14 protein-coding genes are annotated in these 14,806 nt (G+C 56.8%); 12 read left to right on the top strand and 2 right to left on the bottom strand.

The genetic code is table 11. The features are described 5' to 3' along the window. Nucleotides 1-6: 6 nt before the first annotated feature. Both GH722_20315 and GH722_20320 read left to right on the top strand, forming a co-directional pair. A complete protein-coding gene (locus tag GH722_20315) occupies nucleotides 7-438 on the top strand; it encodes a universal stress protein (protein MRG74110.1) in 432 nt (143 codons plus the stop codon). Nucleotides 439-489: 51 nt separating this feature from the next. Continuing rightward, entirely contained in the window at nucleotides 490-1,992 is a 1,503-nt protein-coding gene (locus GH722_20320) for an amino acid carrier protein (protein ID MRG74111.1), read from the top strand. Between the two features lie 95 nt (nucleotides 1,993-2,087). Here GH722_20320 and GH722_20325 read toward each other — a convergent pair whose 3' ends face one another. After that, complete coding sequence (locus GH722_20325) at nucleotides 2,088-2,966, bottom strand: LysR family transcriptional regulator (GenBank protein ID MRG74112.1); 879 nt, start codon at nucleotides 2,964-2,966, stop codon at nucleotides 2,088-2,090. 97 nt (nucleotides 2,967-3,063) lie between these two features. Here GH722_20325 and GH722_20330 point away from each other — a divergent pair, with 97 nt between their 5' ends. The 7 genes from GH722_20330 to GH722_20360 all read left to right on the top strand — a co-directional run bounded on the left by GH722_20330 (nucleotide 3,064) and on the right by GH722_20360 (nucleotide 10,178). Then, entirely contained in the window at nucleotides 3,064-4,068 is a 1,005-nt protein-coding gene (locus GH722_20330) for a zinc-binding alcohol dehydrogenase family protein (protein MRG74113.1), read from the top strand. Between the two features lie 162 nt (nucleotides 4,069-4,230). Beyond that, nucleotides 4,231-4,797, top strand: coding sequence for a MarR family transcriptional regulator (locus GH722_20335; protein ID MRG74114.1), 567 nt, complete (start codon nucleotides 4,231-4,233; stop codon nucleotides 4,795-4,797). A gap of 273 nt (nucleotides 4,798-5,070) precedes the next feature. Next, complete coding sequence (locus GH722_20340; protein ID MRG74115.1) at nucleotides 5,071-6,102, top strand: hypothetical protein; 1,032 nt, start codon at nucleotides 5,071-5,073, stop codon at nucleotides 6,100-6,102. Between the two features lie 2 nt (nucleotides 6,103-6,104). After that, complete coding sequence (locus GH722_20345) at nucleotides 6,105-6,614, top strand: hypothetical protein (protein MRG74116.1); 510 nt, start codon at nucleotides 6,105-6,107, stop codon at nucleotides 6,612-6,614. Further along, nucleotides 6,607-8,139, top strand: coding sequence for a C4-dicarboxylate ABC transporter permease (locus tag GH722_20350; protein MRG74117.1), 1,533 nt, complete (start codon nucleotides 6,607-6,609; stop codon nucleotides 8,137-8,139). Before GH722_20345 ends, GH722_20350 begins: the two co-directional genes overlap by 8 nt. Then, nucleotides 8,103-9,035: a GntR family transcriptional regulator gene (locus GH722_20355; protein ID MRG74118.1), complete on the top strand. Its 933-nt coding sequence runs from the start codon at nucleotides 8,103-8,105 to the stop codon at nucleotides 9,033-9,035. Before GH722_20350 ends, GH722_20355 begins: the two co-directional genes overlap by 37 nt. Nucleotides 9,036-9,098: 63 nt before the next feature. Further along, a complete protein-coding gene (locus tag GH722_20360) occupies nucleotides 9,099-10,178 on the top strand; it encodes a hypothetical protein (protein MRG74119.1) in 1,080 nt (359 codons plus the stop codon). 11 nt (nucleotides 10,179-10,189) lie between these two features. Here GH722_20360 and GH722_20365 read toward each other — a convergent pair whose 3' ends face one another. Continuing rightward, complete coding sequence (locus GH722_20365) at nucleotides 10,190-11,467, bottom strand: Rieske 2Fe-2S domain-containing protein (GenBank protein MRG74120.1); 1,278 nt, start codon at nucleotides 11,465-11,467, stop codon at nucleotides 10,190-10,192. Nucleotides 11,468-11,607: 140 nt separating this feature from the next. Here GH722_20365 and GH722_20370 point away from each other — a divergent pair, with 140 nt between their 5' ends. The 3 genes from GH722_20370 (at nucleotide 11,608) to GH722_20380 (ending at nucleotide 14,741) form a co-directional block, all read left to right on the top strand. Continuing rightward, a complete protein-coding gene (locus GH722_20370; protein ID MRG74121.1) occupies nucleotides 11,608-12,558 on the top strand; it encodes a 2Fe-2S iron-sulfur cluster binding domain-containing protein in 951 nt (316 codons plus the stop codon). Continuing rightward, a complete protein-coding gene (locus GH722_20375) occupies nucleotides 12,551-13,756 on the top strand; it encodes a gfo/Idh/MocA family oxidoreductase (GenBank protein MRG74122.1) in 1,206 nt (401 codons plus the stop codon). Before GH722_20370 ends, GH722_20375 begins: the two co-directional genes overlap by 8 nt. A 112-nt stretch (nucleotides 13,757-13,868) precedes the next feature. Continuing rightward, entirely contained in the window at nucleotides 13,869-14,741 is an 873-nt protein-coding gene (locus GH722_20380; protein MRG74123.1) for an ABC transporter substrate-binding protein, read from the top strand. The last annotated feature ends 65 nt before the right edge of the window (nucleotides 14,742-14,806 follow it).

Genomic DNA, 14,806 nt, shown 5'->3' on the forward strand with positions numbered 1-14,806 from the left:
CCGCGTATGTCTCAAACATACATCGTTGGCTTCGATGGAACGCCGCAATCGCGGCGTGCAGTCGAGCATGCCGCTGCTGCGGCAAAGAAGGCGGGGGGCAAGCTCCACCTCGTTTTCGTGATCGAATGGTCGCCCTACAGCTTTCATACAGCACAGGAACTGGCGGAACGGCATGGTCGCCGCGAGCAGGAACTCGACCGGGCGAGGGAATCCCTTCAGCCGGTGGTCGATGAGCTCAAGGGGCAGGGTATTGCAACAGAGTTTGAGGTTCGGCATGGCAATGCGGCTGAACTGCTCTGTGAAATTGCCGTAGCTGCCGGTAACGCCACCATTGTGATTGGCCGCACGGGCGGTTCAGGACTGGCACAGCGTCTGCTGGGTGGTCTTGCCATGACCTTGGCGCAGGCGTCGCCGGTACCGATCACCATCGTGCCCTGACCGGCACGTAATCCTATCCACACAGACGTTCTCTTCAGGGGAGAGTTACTGATGTTTAGACGTATTTATCTGGCCATGATGGCCATTGTGGCGACAGTCTCGCCAGCCATGGCGCAGGAAAGCAGCATTGATCAGATGATCAGCGATGCGGTTGCGCCGATTGTGAATCCGATTGTCAGCACGGTTTTTTATTCTGTGCCTGTCTTCGGTACACAGTTTCCATTAATTGTCGGCTGGCTCGTACTGGCTGCTGTTGTATTTACCCTTTACTTCGGCTTCATCCAGTTCCGGGGTTTCAAGCATTCGATCGAGCTGGTCAGGGGTGACTATCTCGATCCGAAGGATGCTGGTGAAGTTACACCTTTTCAGGCTCTGGCAACGGCGCTTTCGGGAACGGTTGGTCTCGGTAATATCGCCGGGGTTGGTGTCGCCGTGTATCTTGGTGGTCCGGGTGCGACCTTCTGGATGATTCTTGCCGGTCTGCTCGGCATGGCGTCGAAATTCACCGAATGTATTCTTGGTGTTCATTATCGTAATGAATACAGCAACGGCACCGTTTCCGGTGGCCCGATGTATTACCTGTCAAAAGGCCTGTCGGAAGACGGCAAGGCGTCGCTGGGTAAGGTTCTCGCCATTTTCTTCTCGATCTGCTGTATCGGCGGCGCGCTTGGTGGCGGCAACATGTTCCAGGCAAACCAGTCCTACGCTCAGGTTTCCAGCCTGTTTCCGTTCTTTGAGGGCAAGGGATGGCTGTTCGGTCTGATCATGGCCGGTCTGGTTGGCATTGTGATCATCGGCGGGATCAAATCCATCGCCCGGGTAACGGAAAAGATCGTTCCCGGCATGGCTGTCCTGTATGTCGGTGCTGCGCTGATCATTATCATCATGAATATCGGTTCAGTTCCGCAGGCGGTTTCGGACATCATCACGGGTGCCTTTGCCCCGACGGCCGTTGCCGGCGGTATTGTCGGTGCCCTGATTCAGGGCTTCAAGCGGGCTGCCTTCTCGAACGAAGCCGGTATCGGTTCGGCCTCCATCGCGCATTCCGCGGTGCAGACAAAGCATCCGGTAACGGAAGGTTATGTGGCGTTGCTGGAGCCGTTCATTGATACGGTCGTGATCTGCACCATGACCTCGCTGGTCATCGTGATCACCGGCTCATGGGTTCCGGACAGCGGTGTCACCGGCATTGCCCTGACATCTCAGGCTTTTGAATCGAGCTTCACGGGAGCCGGTTATGTGCTGGCGATTGCCGCGGTTCTGTTCGCCTTTTCGACCATGATTTCCTGGTCCTATTACGGCCTCAAGGCCTGGACCTACATGTTCGGTGAAGGAGAGGGCAAGGAGATCGTCTTCAAGATTATCTTCTGCATCTTTGTGGTGATCGGTTCCTCCATGAGCCTGGGTCCGGTCATCGACTTCTCGGATGCGATGATCTTTGCCATGGCCATTGCCAACATCATCGGCCTCTACATGCTGATGCCGAAGGTGAAGGCTCTGCTGGCGGATTATCACCAGAAGCTGGCCAGCGGCGAGATCAAAAAGATCAAGTAACCGCAGCTGACCAACCGGTCCCGGCAACGGGGCCGGGCTGAGATGGATCAGGGGAGCGTCAGTCAGGCGCTCCCCTTTTTCCTGTCCGGGTTTTGTCAGGCGATATTACGAATGGCGGATTCCTTCAGCAGTTCATCGGTCAGGAAACTTATGAAGCGTTCTCCAGCGGCGCCGACATTTTTCCGGATGAATGCCACGACCTGATGCGGGGGAAGGAGAGGGAGCCGACTGTCATCCAGGATGATCATATCTTCAGGGACGGCACAGACCGGCAGGACAGCAATGCCGAGGCCGGCGCGCAGTCCTTCATGGACGCCGGAGATGCTGTTTGCGGTCAGGTTGATGCGCCAGGCCGTTCCCATTTCATCAAGACGTTGAATGGCTGACTGGCGGAAGACGCAACTGCCGGGAAGGCTGACCAGATCAACCGGTGTCTGGCCGTCAGCCGAAATCCGGTTTTTGCCGGCCCAGACCAGTTTTTCACTGAATAGCGGCCGACCCTTGCCGAGGGATTCGTTGGTCCCGGCAATGATCAGATCCAGCTCACCCCGTTCATAGAGTGGCCCCAGATCATCGCCCAGCCCGGTCACGACTTCGAGCCGCAGGTTGGGGTAATGGCGCCGCAGCCGGTCCAGAATCCGGCCAAGGCTTAGAGGTGCCAGATAGTCAGCAAGTCCAACCCGAAGCCGTCCGTTCACATCCGGGTCCCGTAACCGGCTGACCACTTCGTCATTCAGTTCCAGCAGACGACGGGCATAGCCCAGCAGGATTTCCCCTTCCGCTGTCAGTTCGAACCGGCGGCTGGTCCGGAGGATGAGCCTGACTCCAAGTCTTTCTTCCAGCTTTCGTAACCGCAGACTGATACCGGATTGCGTCAGGTTGAGACGGTCAGCCGCTGCGGTAAAGCCACCGGCCTCAGCGACCGCGACAAAACTGCGCAAATGGGAGATGTCGATGTCAGTTGGTACAATCATTTCAGTTTGTCATCACAATAATATCAAAAACTCTCTTCTGTTATAGATAGCCTTGGCGTATCACTCTGTCACCAGCAAATTCTCAATGGAGATAAAGATGCGCGCCATAGGTTATGCAAAAAGCCTCACCAGCGATCAGGAAAAGTCGCTCGAAGATATCACCATACCAGAACCTGTTGCTGGCCCCCGTGACCTGCTGGTTCGCGTTGCGGCGGTTTCGGTCAACCCGGTTGATGTGAAGGTCCGTATGCGGGCAGAACCGGAACAGGGCCATACAGTGCTTGGTTTCGATGCGGTTGGTGTGGTCGAGGCTGTTGGCTCTGACGTGACCCTGTTCGGGGTCGGGGATGAAGTCTTCTATGCGGGAGATATCACCCGTCCTGGCAGCTATGCCGAATTGCAGGCCGTGGATGAACGTATTGTCGGGCGCAAGCCGTCCTCGCTTTCCGTGGCTGAGGCGGCGGCATTGCCGCTTACGGGCATCACTGCCTGGGAAATCCTGTTTGATTCCTTTCGCCTGAAGGAAGGCGAAGGGGCGGGCAAGGTGTTACTGATCATCGGTGCTGCCGGCGGTGTCGGCTCCATGCTGATGCAGCTGGCGAAGGCAGTGACGGGATTGACGGTCGTTGCGACCGCGTCCCGGGCAGAGACCACGGACTGGTGCCGAAAGCTTGGGGCGGATCATATCATTGATCATTCAAAAGCTCTCAAGCCGCAGCTTGAGGGGCTGGGCCTGACGGTTGATTACGTTGCCGCCCTGACGGCATCCGATCAGCATCTTCCGGCAATTGTGGACCTCATTCGTCCCCGGGGACAGATTGCGATGATTGATGACCCGGTGGGCCTGGACTTCACGATCATGAAGAAGAAAGCACTGAGCCTGCACTGGGAACTCATGTTTACGCGCTCGATGTTTGGTACTGACGACATGATTGCACAGCATGAACTGCTGAACCGGATAGCTGATCTGGTTGATGGCGGGCGCCTGCAGACCACGATGACATCGGTGGCCGGGAAAATGGATGCTGCCAATATGAGGCAGGCCCATGCGGCGCAGGAGTCGGGTCGGACAATCGGCAAGACAGTGCTGACCGCCGTCTGAGCAGGGACCTCCCGGCTGACTGATGATCCTGTCGGCCGGGGGACAAAACAACAGCTCCGGGTTTCAGGTTGCAGCCAATAATATTGTCGCGTCTGGGGCGTACGTGATATCACGTACTGCTCCCAGCGGTCATGAGGACTGCTTGATGACCGTCAGATCGGGATGACCTTGGATCCAGATTCAAAACAGAAACCGGCAACGAACAGGAAGCCGGCTGCTGGCCGCGCTGCGCAGGCTGAACATCTGGAAGAGGACCGGCTTGCCCATCTGGTGCGCTATGTCGCCCGTGGCCTGACCCGGTCTCTGCAGATCAGACTGGCGGAACATGACGTACAGTTCGGTAGCTGGGTGTTCCTGCGCATTCTGTGGGAGGATGACGGCCTGACCCAGCGAGAGCTGGCGGAACGGGCCGGACTGATGCAGTCGACTACCCACACGGCATTGCTGAAGCTTGAGGGGCAGGGATATCTGACCCGGCGTCATCCGGAAGGTGATCGCAAGAAGCTGCTGGTTTTCCTGACAGAGCAGGGACATGCCGCCCGCGATGTTCTTCAGCCTCTCGCTGAAGAGGTCAATCATGCTTCGGTTGAAGGCCTGTCAGAGGATGCTGTTCAGCAACTGCGTCAGGCTCTGCTGACCATGGCGCGCAATCTTGATGCGGACGAACAGCGGGCGCTGGAAGACGGGCAGGGTGTGCCCGCAACCCGTGGGCGCAGCAGCCATATCTGATCTGCCGGTCTCAGAATATTCCCCCAAACCTGACAGATAAGACGGCCTGCCTGGTTCTGTCGACCCCCAATCCATAACGCGGCTTTGAGAACGTCTCCGCATTTTCAGGGCACCTCACTTCTATTGAATTTATTAAAGAGATATCTTTTTATTGAATTCTGATCGGCTCTGTGATTTCCTTCGTTCCAATGGGAGAAAAACGGGAAGGCCATCTGGCGGGGTCGATAAGAATAGCCGGATAGCAATAATCCATAATGGTTTGACGATGGTTTTATGTTCGGACGGAAAGGTCTGAATGTGGCTGAACAAACATGGATACTGAAAAGAAAGGGGCTTCTGATGACTAAGATAGTAACTCTTTTAACAATCCTTCTGGGGCTGGCACAGATTGCACCGGCACAGGCTGACTATCCGGAACGGGCAATTACCTTCATCGTGCCATTCTCTGTTGGCGGCGGTAGTGACCAGACGGCACGGGCACTGATTCCGTTCCTTGAAAAACATCTGGGCAATGGTGCGAAGATTGCGGTGGTCAACAAGCCCGGTGCGGGCGGAAGTGTTGCCTATGCGGAAATGGCGGGAACCAAGCCTGATGGATATACCATCGGCATGGTCAATCTGCCGGATGCGGTTACTGGTCCGATGCTGAATGCGAATGTGGGCTACACAACTTCAAGCTTCAATTATATCGGTGGCATCAACAAGGAACCGTCGACCATTACCGTCAAGGCTGACAGTCCGGTGAAAACCCTTGAGGAATTCATCACTCTGGCGCGTGCCAAGGCAGGCGGGCTGACTGTCGGCGTGCCGTCTCTCAGCAATGTGCATAGTGTCGGGATGACAGAATTTGCTGCAGAAGCGGGCCTCGAAGTGAACAAGATTCCGCTCAATGGCGGCGGGCCAACCATGAACGCCCTGCTCGGTGGTCATATTGATTCGGCATCGGTTTCCGTCGGCGCGGCGATGAAGAAAAAAGACAAGATCCGGGTCATTGCGCAGATGTCTGACGAACGGGCAGAGACGGCCCCGAACGTCCCGACGACCGTTGAACTGGGTTACAAGACGACCAGTTACGTCATCCGTTCCTTTGCTGCTCCGTCGGGAACGCCGGCACCGGTGATGGAAAAGCTTCGTGCTGCCTTCCGTCTGGCAATGGATGACCCGGAGTTTCAGGCAACAGCCAGGAAACAGCGGATCGCTCTGACCTTCGTCCCGGGTGACAAGCTGGTTGAGACTGCTGCTGAACTGGATACGAGGTTGTCGAAGCTGTGGAAGACAAATCCCTGGATGTCCAAAGGTAACTGAACATGCAGGTGAATAGCCGGTCCGGCATTCAGGATATCGCGACGGGATCTGTATTCCTCGCGATCTCCGGCGGGCTGCTGGTTTCCTCCTCATCCCTGCCTGCAGGTGCCGCGATGCTTCCCCGCGCGGCATTATGGGCGCTGTGCCTGTTGTCCGTTGCGCTCATGATCCGCGGGATCAGGGCGCGATGGGTGGCGGGGACAGCGGATGATGCTGGTGAGGTTCAGCCGTTCATGGAAAACCCCGGTCGTCTGTTGCTGGGTATTGTCGCAATGGCCCTCTATATCGCCGGGATTGAGATCGTCGGATTTTACATTTCTACGGCTCTCTTTATCCCGGTAACGGCGTTTGTTCTGGGTGCCCGGAACAAGATGTCAATTTTTATGGCCGGGGCAGGTTTTGTTCTGTTCTGCTATGCCGTGTTCAGCGTTCTGTTTGAGCGGGTTTTGCCGGAGGGGCTGCTGTTTACCGCTCTCCGGCCGGTTCTGACCGGGGCGGGTGTTCATGTTTGACGCACTGTTCCTGGGTCTCTCGGCAATTCTGGAATGGCAGAATATTCTCGCGATGGCGGCGGGTGTGATCGGCGGTGTTCTGGCCGGTGCAGTGCCGGGTCTCTCTGCAACGATGGCGGTGGCCCTGCTGTTACCGTTGACCTATGGCCTGTCCCCCCTGTTTGCCCTCGGTCTGATGGCCGGGATGCATAACGGGGCGGCATATGGTGGCTCGATCCCGGCAATTCTGCTGCGCATACCCGGCACGCCGGCAGCGGTAGCGACGACATTTGATGGCTATCCGCTTGCCCGGTCGGGACGGGTTGCTCATGCGCTGAAAGTGTCGGTTCTGTCTTCGGCTGTGGGTGGTGTCGTCAGTGCGATTGCGCTGATGCTGATTGCGCCACCACTGGCGGATATTGCGCTGCGGTTTGGCCCGCCCGAGATTTTCTGGGTCAGTGTCTTCGGGGTTGCGAGTACAGCAGTGCTGATGGGTAAAGACCCGGTAAAGGGAATGATGGCGGGGTGTATCGGTCTGTTTCTCGGTATGATTGGTCTCGATCATGTCACCGGAGTTGACCGTTTCACATTTGGCCTGATCGAGTTGTCCGGCGGGTTGCCCCTGCCAATCGTCTTGATGGCGCTGTTTGGTGTTCCTGCGGCCTGGATGATGGCGGAAAAGGCACCGGGAGCGGGTCTCGATGTTGGTGGTCTTGACCTGAAACGGGAAGGCGACCGGCTGCGGGACTGGCCGTGGCGGGATATTCTGCCGGCCTGGCTGCGGGGAAGCTCAATCGGTGTCTTCATCGGTATTCTGCCCGGACTTGGCGGTGCCGTGTCCAGCATCGTTGCCTATGGCTCCCAGAAACAGGCATCGAAAGATCCGGACAGTTTCGGGAAAGGCAATACATCCGGTGTCGCGGTCGCAGAATGCGCCAACAATGCAGATAATGCGGCCTCCATGATCCCGGCTCTGACCCTGGGTATCCCGGGAAGTGGTGTGGCGGCTATCGTGCTTGCCGGGCTGCTGATTCACGGATTTGAATCCGGGCCGCAATTATTCACTGACCATGCGGAAACGGTGTTCGGTTATATCTGGGCGATGATGTTCACATCCATCATGCTGATTCTGATCGGTGGCGGACTTGCGACCAGACTGTTTGCGCAGGTACTGCGCACACCACCGATGATCATGATGCCGATTGTCGTGGGGCTCGCCGTTATCGGCACCTACACCTATGAAAACAATATCTTCAACGTCTACCTGCTGTTTGGGCTGGGCTTTCTGGGGTATGCGCTGGACCGGCTCTCGTTTCCGGTGGCGCCGGTTATCCTCGGCCTGTTTCTGGGGCCAAAGATTGAATACAACCTGCGGGTCTCTCTGCTGATCTCACAGGATGATCCTTCAATCTTCTGGACGCGCCCGATTTCCATCGGGTTTGCGCTGGCTACCATTCTGGTCATCTTTTATCCGCTGTTTCGTAATGGTGCGGCTTCTCTCTGCCGGTCATGGAAAGCAGGGCGCGCAGCCCGCCAGCCGAGATAGTTCAGATGGATGGACAGGAAATGAAAGATAACAAGGTGAAAAAGAGCGTTGCCAGACCACCCCGGAAATCGGGCCGGGGGCGTACCGCTGCCTTGTCTGAGGAGCGTCGGGATCAGCTGAACCGTTATCTTCACCGGCAGCTTGCCCGTGACAGCAAGAGCGGGCCGAAACATCAGCGTCTGCAGACAGCAGTTGTCGCTGCCATATCCGAAGGCGTTCTGACCGCCGGGGATCAGCTGCCGTCGGAACCTGAGATTGCGACCGGTGTCGGGCTTAGCCTCGGGACGGTAAGACGCTGTCTGACGCAGCTTGCGAATGACGGCGTGGTGTCACGGGAACATGGCCGGGGGACATTCATTTCCGGTGTGACGCTGACGGAGAACGAAGTCTGGCATATGCGCTTTCTCGAAGATGACCTGGTGACGGTAAGACCGATTTATCAGCGTATTCTCGGGCGTGAGATTCTTCGGGAGACCGGGCCCTGGAGTGAGCATCTCGGCCAGAGCGAAGAGGGTTATGTTCGTGTCCGGCGGGCCGTCAATGTCGACAGCCTGTTCGTCTGCCACAGTGATTTTTATCTCCGGGGTGACCATTACAGCCGCGTTCTCGACCTTGATCCCCACGAGATTGAGAGCGTTGGTCTGAAACATGTACTGCGGCTTTATTTCAATGTGTCGATCACGCGGGTGCAGAAGATATCGCAGATTCTGCCAACCCCTGATGATGTGACGCCGGTGATTGGCGTTCAGCCGGGACATCCGGCGCAGCGCGTTGAGATTCGCGGGTTTGCTCATGACAATCAGCCCGTTTCCTATCAGGTCATCTGGATACCGCCAACTGCGGTGCCGCTTGACCTGTCCGGACCTGTCTCCATGCCGTCTGCGGTCAAAGCATGATGGTCTGAAGTCTGATCGCCCGGCATTTCATGTCGTTGTCTTGTTATCTGGAGGATATTTCTGATGCCTAAACAATTCCGTCTCTGGGGTACCTGCTGTGCCCATGTTGCCTCTGACTTGCAGTTTGGCCGGGAAAGTCTGGCGGATGCTTTCCGGCAATCTGAACAGGGTGGCGATGAGGGCGGCCCGGCTTTTGACTGGGATATCGCGGTTAATCTCGGCGATTTCAGCGGCGCACGCTACAATACGCCGGTGGATGAGGAAGGCGAAGAGATTGTCCGTCAGTTCTCTGCCCTGCAAAAGCATAAGCGTGAACAGATTTACACAGTCTGCGGCAACCATGACCGCAATGCCCCGGATGACGATGAAGCCTGGTGGTTTCAGAAGTGGATTGATCCGATGGGCGAGAATACGGCGTTCTCAGGTGTTGACCGGTCTGCCTATCCTTATCCGGTTGAGGGGACCTGGGAGCGATACAGCTTCCGGGCGGGAAACCTGCTGTTTCTGATGATGAGTGACATCAATGAAAGTTCGCTGCCGAAAGGCCGGGGTGAGCTTGGGGGCTGTCCGTCCGGTGTGGTGCGTCAGGAAACCTTCGACTGGTGGAAGGACATGGTTGAGAAGCATCGTGATGACTGCATCATCATTACGTCGCATCACTATGTGCTGAAAAATACCACGGTTGCATCCGGCCCCTGGGAAGGGTTCCGGAAGGATGAGGATGGCAACTGGGCGATGGAATATCACCGTTACTACAAGGAAGCCTCACCCGAGGGGGCGTCCTATCTTCACTGGGTTGGTCATAAACCGGATTCCGGACAGTTTGAAACTGTCCTTGAGAAACATCCCGGTTCTTCAGACCTGTGGCTTGGCGGACATACCCATTCAGACCCGGATGACCGGCGGGGCGGCAAATCGCATGTCGAGCGGAGATGGAATACAAATTTCGTCAATGTCTCGGCACTGACCCGGTATCATGCAGAACTGCATTCACGCCCCATTAGCCGTCTTTTCACCTTTACCGAAGGCAGCGACGAGGTGCGTGTTCAGTGCTATCTGCATACATCTGAACACGCTCCTCAGGGCTGGTATGACAAGGTTGAGCAGACGCTGAAACTGTCGAAACCCTTCATCGCGCCATAATACGGGTGTGACTATTCCGCTGCCTGACTGTGGCTGACCTTGGTTCGCCAGTCGACTTCCTTCGGTAAGACTTCCTGATAGGAGGCGATGCTGGTATGGGCCGGGACATCCGGCCCGACACCGAGTGCCTTGCCGGTTTCGGCGAACTCGCGGGCGGCATCAACCATCAGGCGGCGAAATTCGACGATCGCCATGTCCGAGGCACCAAGTGTGTCATGGCTGCGATCAACAATCGGGCCCATACCGACCCACATCGAGATATCCTGATTGGGAATCCCCATGATGCCGGTGGTGCTGTCACCCTTCATGGCTTCGCGGTCCTGCCGGAAGTTGTTCTGCAGGTTGCGGACCGGGGTCCAGTCTTCATGCAGATCGACACCCGGTTCGGCATGGCAGAATTTGCGCCAGTCATCGGTCTTGATGCAGGTTTCCGGATTTCCCCAGGCGATGAAATAGAACATCGTGTTCTCGTCATCCATCGGCACATTGATACTGGTGATGTTGTAGAGATTGTTCGGGGGAATCAGCGAGATGAAGGGGGCGACATACTGCGTGACCCGGATGTAGTTATGAGTTGCAGCCTTCTTGATCGGACGGCGGATCGCCGCGTAATGGAAGCCATAGGGCGTGCGTTCGATCTGCATGCGCGGTGAACGGTCGGTCGATGGCCGGTACCAGCTTTTGTCATCGGCCGCAGCGCCATCGACGCGGGCCGGTTTCATGTCGGAATGGTGCAGTGATGAAGAATGGGCGGAATCGATCTGTCCTTCTTCGATCTGTGCCCAGTTGCAGGGGATGCTGATCTTCAGAATACTGACCTGAACATCGTCACTGGGTGCAAAGGGCGGGCGCTGAAATTCAGGCATTTCTTCTGCCGGGCCGATATAGGCCCAGACGAATCCGCCACATTCCTGCACCGGATAGCTGTTATGTTTGACCTTGTCCTTGAGGTTGCTCTCCGGCGGCTCTGACGCCATCTCGGTGACGTTGCCCTCAACATCGAACTTCCAGCCATGATAGAGGCAGCGCAGACCGCACTCTTCGTTGCGGCCGAGATAAAGCAGCGCACCACGATGCGGGCAATGGCCGTCCATGACACCAAGCTTACCCTCGCTGTTACGGAAGGCGACCAGCTCTTCACCGAGAATACGCAGGCGTACCGGTGCGCCATCCGGCTCGGCCACTTCTTCTGACATGCAGACCGGAATCCAGTGGCGTTTCATCAACTCACCCATGGGTGCCTTGTTTTCCACCCGACACAGCAGATCGTTTTCTTCTTTCGTGAGCATGACCGGTCCTCCCGCTTGTTTTTTCTAATATCGTTAGATATCTAAGAAAAATGTAGCGCAGTCGAAACCAGCCGTCTAGTATGTTTTGCAGGCCACAGAGAGGGCCGGTGCGGATGGCTGATAAACAGCAGGACCAGGGAATAGAAAACGTCATAATGCTTGATCTGAAAGTTGCTGAAAAACGCCGGCTTGCCGAAGGCATCTGGCTGTTTGATCTGGTTCATCCTGAAGGTAATGACTTGCCGCCTTTCACTGCGGGCGGGCACATTCCGGTGCGTACACCGTCTGGTGCGATGCGCCATTATTCGCTCAGCAACAACCCGTCAGAGCGGCACCGTTATCAGATTGCAGTGAAGCATGAACCGAACAGTCGTGGCGGTTCCCGGTCAATGGTTGAAGAGACGGCGGTCGGGGACCTGTTGTCGGTTGATGAGCCGGGAAACGACTTTCCGCTTGGTGATGCTCCAGACTATCTGCTGATTGCAGGTGGTATCGGCATCACACCAATTCTGGCGATGGCCCGACAACTGACAGATCAGGGTAAAAGCTTTCATCTCGTCTATTGCAGCCGGTCGGCGGATCAGGCCGGGTTTCTGGATGTGCTGAATTCTGACGCGGTCAACGGCAAGATTACCATCCATCACGATGACGGCGATCCGGATGCTGTCTACGACTTCTGGGATTTGCTGGAGACACCGTCAAAGACGCATGTTTATTGTTGTGGCCCTAAACCTCTGATGGAAGAGATTCTGGGGATGACCGGGCACTGGCCTGAATCGGCCATTCATTTTGAAGATTTCTCGCCGGTCGAGCGTACCCGTGCCGAAGATAAGGCGTTCAGCGTTACCCTTGCGAAGTCTGGCCAGAGGGTTGAAGTGGCGGCAGACCAGACAATTCTTGAGGCGCTGCGTGAGGCTGGATTCAAGACAGTTTCTTCCTGTGAGAGTGGCACCTGTGGCACCTGCAAGACGGGTTTGCTGGAAGGTCAGGCGGACCATCGCGATATGGTGCTGATGGATGAAGAAAAGTCGGGCCAGATCATGATCTGTGTTTCCCGGTCAACTGACGGAGATCTGGTCCTTGATCTCTGATACGCCGGTGCGGCTGGGCGTGGCTGGTCTGGGGCGTGCCTTCATGCTGATGCTGCCGACGTTTCGCAATGATCCCAGAGTGCGGCTGACGGCCTGTGCTGCGCCGCGTCTGTCTTCTCGGGAGACATTCCTCCGCGATTTCGGGGGCAGGGCGCATGATACGGTTGAAGCTCTCGCCGAAGACCCGTCCGTTGATGCCATCTATATCGCGACACCGCACCAGATGCACCGTGCTCATGCTGAAGCGGCGCTGGCCGCAGGCAAGCATGTGCTGCTGGACAAGCCGCTCTGCGTTGATCTGGAAGATGGCCTTGCCATCGCAAAAGCGGCGCGGGAAGCCGGGCGTCATGTCATCGTCGGACCAAGTCACAGCTTTGACCCGCAGGTATTGCTGGCGCGTGAACTCATTGAAAGTGGCCGGTTTGGCGATGTCCGGATGATCCATGCGTTCAATTATACAGATTTCCTGTACCGGCCCCGGCGACCGGAAGAGCTTGATACGGCCGAAGGTGGCGGGGTGCTGTTCAGTCAGGGTGTTCATCAGATTGATATTGTCAGGCTGCTGGGTGGCGGACTGGTCCGTTCCGTCCGGGCCTCGACCGGGAAATGGGATGCTGGCCGTCCAACCGAATGCGCTTACTCGGCTCACCTGACTTTTGCGTCAGGGGCATTCGCGTCGCTGACCTATTCGGGCTTTGCGCATTTCGACAGCGATGAATATTGCGGCTGGGTGGGTGAACTGGGTCGCGACAAGAATCCCGACTGCTATGGTGCGGCGCGCAAGGCGCTGGCGGCGGGCCTGTCGCCAGAGCAGGAATCTGCGCTGAAGTCGACACGTACGTACGGCAGCGCCGGTGAAGATCCATTACCGCGGCATAACGAACATTTCGGGTCTGTCATTGTCAGCTGTGACGGGGCGGACCTGCGGCTGACACCGGATGGCCTGTGGATATACGGGCATACAGAGCGGGAGTTCCTGCCCCTCCCGGTGACGGATGTGCCGCGCCGGACAGTCATCGATGCCCTGTATCAGGCAGTCATGAATAACCATCCGCCGGTTCAGACGGCAGAGTGGGGTCTGGCCAGTCTTGAACTTTGCCACGCCATTCTGGAATCGGCATCGGCCGCGCGCGAAATTGAACTGAAACATCAGACGCCGGTGCTGCCGGCAGCGAACAGGGAGGACAGAAATGAGTAAGCTGACATTGTCGATTGCCATGGGTGACTATGACCGTACCCGGGCCATTCATGACGGACGGGTGCAGATCGACGGGGTTGACCCGGTGACCATGCTGCAGGTGCCGGAGGAAATGTTTTTCCGGGCTTTCCGTCATCACGCCTATGACGCTTCCGAGATTTCCTTCTCGTCCTATGTTGTCAGCCTGACCCGCCCGGATCCGCATTACATTGCCATCCCGGTCTTTCTGTCCCGGGCCTTCCGGCATACGTCGATCTATATCAACACGGAAAAAGGCATCACCAAACCGCAGGACCTGAAGGGTCGCCGTATCGGGATTGCTGAATACCAGCTGACCGCAAATGTCTGGGTCCGGGCAATTCTGGATGATGAATATGGCGTCAAACCGTCGGATGTGACCTGGGTGCGGGGCGGCATGGATACGCCCGGCCGGCCAGAGAAACTGAAACTCGATCTGCCATCGGATATCAGGATCGAACAGGCTCCGGAAGGGGCAACCCTGAATGCAATGCTGGCGGCGGGCGAGATTGATGCCTTTGTCGGGCCGCGCTGGCCACGGGCCTTCAATGAAGGTGATCCACGGGTCGGTCGCCTGTTCCCGGATACGGTCGCCGTGGCTGAAGATTACTATCGCCGGACAAAGCTGTTTCCGGTCATGCACCTGCTTGGCCTGCGCCGCAGCCTGGCTGACGAACATCCCTGGCTGCCGGGGGCATTGCTGAAAGCCTTCAACGCTTCAAAGGCGATGGCGCAGGAAGCTCTGGACGATACCTCGGCAACCAAGGTGACCATGCCCTTTGTCGAAGATAACCTGCAACGTGCAAGACAGCTCATCGGCAAGGACTTCTGGTCCTATGGAGTTGCCCCGAATCACGGGGTTCTCGACTATTTTCTTGAGCAACATCACAGGCAGGGATTGTCGCCCCGGCGTGTGACGGTGGAGGAATTGTTCCATCCATCAACCTTCGAGGCTTACAGTTTGTAAGCCTGCATGGTCCCTAACGTTAATTGACAGGGACTCGGAACTGCACTTAGAATACTTAGACATCT

Source organism: Alphaproteobacteria bacterium HT1-32, from assembly GCA_009649675.1.
In the GTDB taxonomy this organism is placed as follows: domain Bacteria; phylum Pseudomonadota; class Alphaproteobacteria; order Rhodospirillales; family HT1-32; genus HT1-32.

What these genes read in the sequence shown, in the direction of transcription:
- GH722_20380 (MRG74123.1), top strand. Translation starts at nt 13,869, where the DNA reads ATGTTTTTCCGGGCTTTCCGTCATCACGCCTATGACGCTTCCGAGATT.
- GH722_20360 (MRG74119.1), top strand. Translation starts at nt 9,099, where the DNA reads ATGCCTAAACAATTCCGTCTCTGGGGTACCTGCTGTGCCCATGTTGCC.
- GH722_20315 (MRG74110.1), top strand. Translation starts at nt 7, where the DNA reads ATGTCTCAAACATACATCGTTGGCTTCGATGGAACGCCGCAATCGCGG.
- GH722_20330 (MRG74113.1), top strand. Translation starts at nt 3,064, where the DNA reads ATGCGCGCCATAGGTTATGCAAAAAGCCTCACCAGCGATCAGGAAAAG.
- GH722_20340 (MRG74115.1), top strand. Translation starts at nt 5,071, where the DNA reads ATGTTCGGACGGAAAGGTCTGAATGTGGCTGAACAAACATGGATACTG.
- GH722_20345 (MRG74116.1), top strand. Translation starts at nt 6,105, where the DNA reads ATGCAGGTGAATAGCCGGTCCGGCATTCAGGATATCGCGACGGGATCT.
- GH722_20365 (MRG74120.1), bottom strand. Translation starts at nt 11,467, where the DNA reads ATGCTCACGAAAGAAGAAAACGATCTGCTGTGTCGGGTGGAAAACAAG.
- GH722_20335 (MRG74114.1), top strand. Translation starts at nt 4,231, where the DNA reads ATGACCTTGGATCCAGATTCAAAACAGAAACCGGCAACGAACAGGAAG.
- GH722_20320 (MRG74111.1), top strand. Translation starts at nt 490, where the DNA reads ATGTTTAGACGTATTTATCTGGCCATGATGGCCATTGTGGCGACAGTC.
- GH722_20325 (MRG74112.1), bottom strand. Translation starts at nt 2,966, where the DNA reads ATGATTGTACCAACTGACATCGACATCTCCCATTTGCGCAGTTTTGTC.
- GH722_20355 (MRG74118.1), top strand. Translation starts at nt 8,103, where the DNA reads ATGGAAAGCAGGGCGCGCAGCCCGCCAGCCGAGATAGTTCAGATGGAT.
- GH722_20350 (MRG74117.1), top strand. Translation starts at nt 6,607, where the DNA reads ATGTTTGACGCACTGTTCCTGGGTCTCTCGGCAATTCTGGAATGGCAG.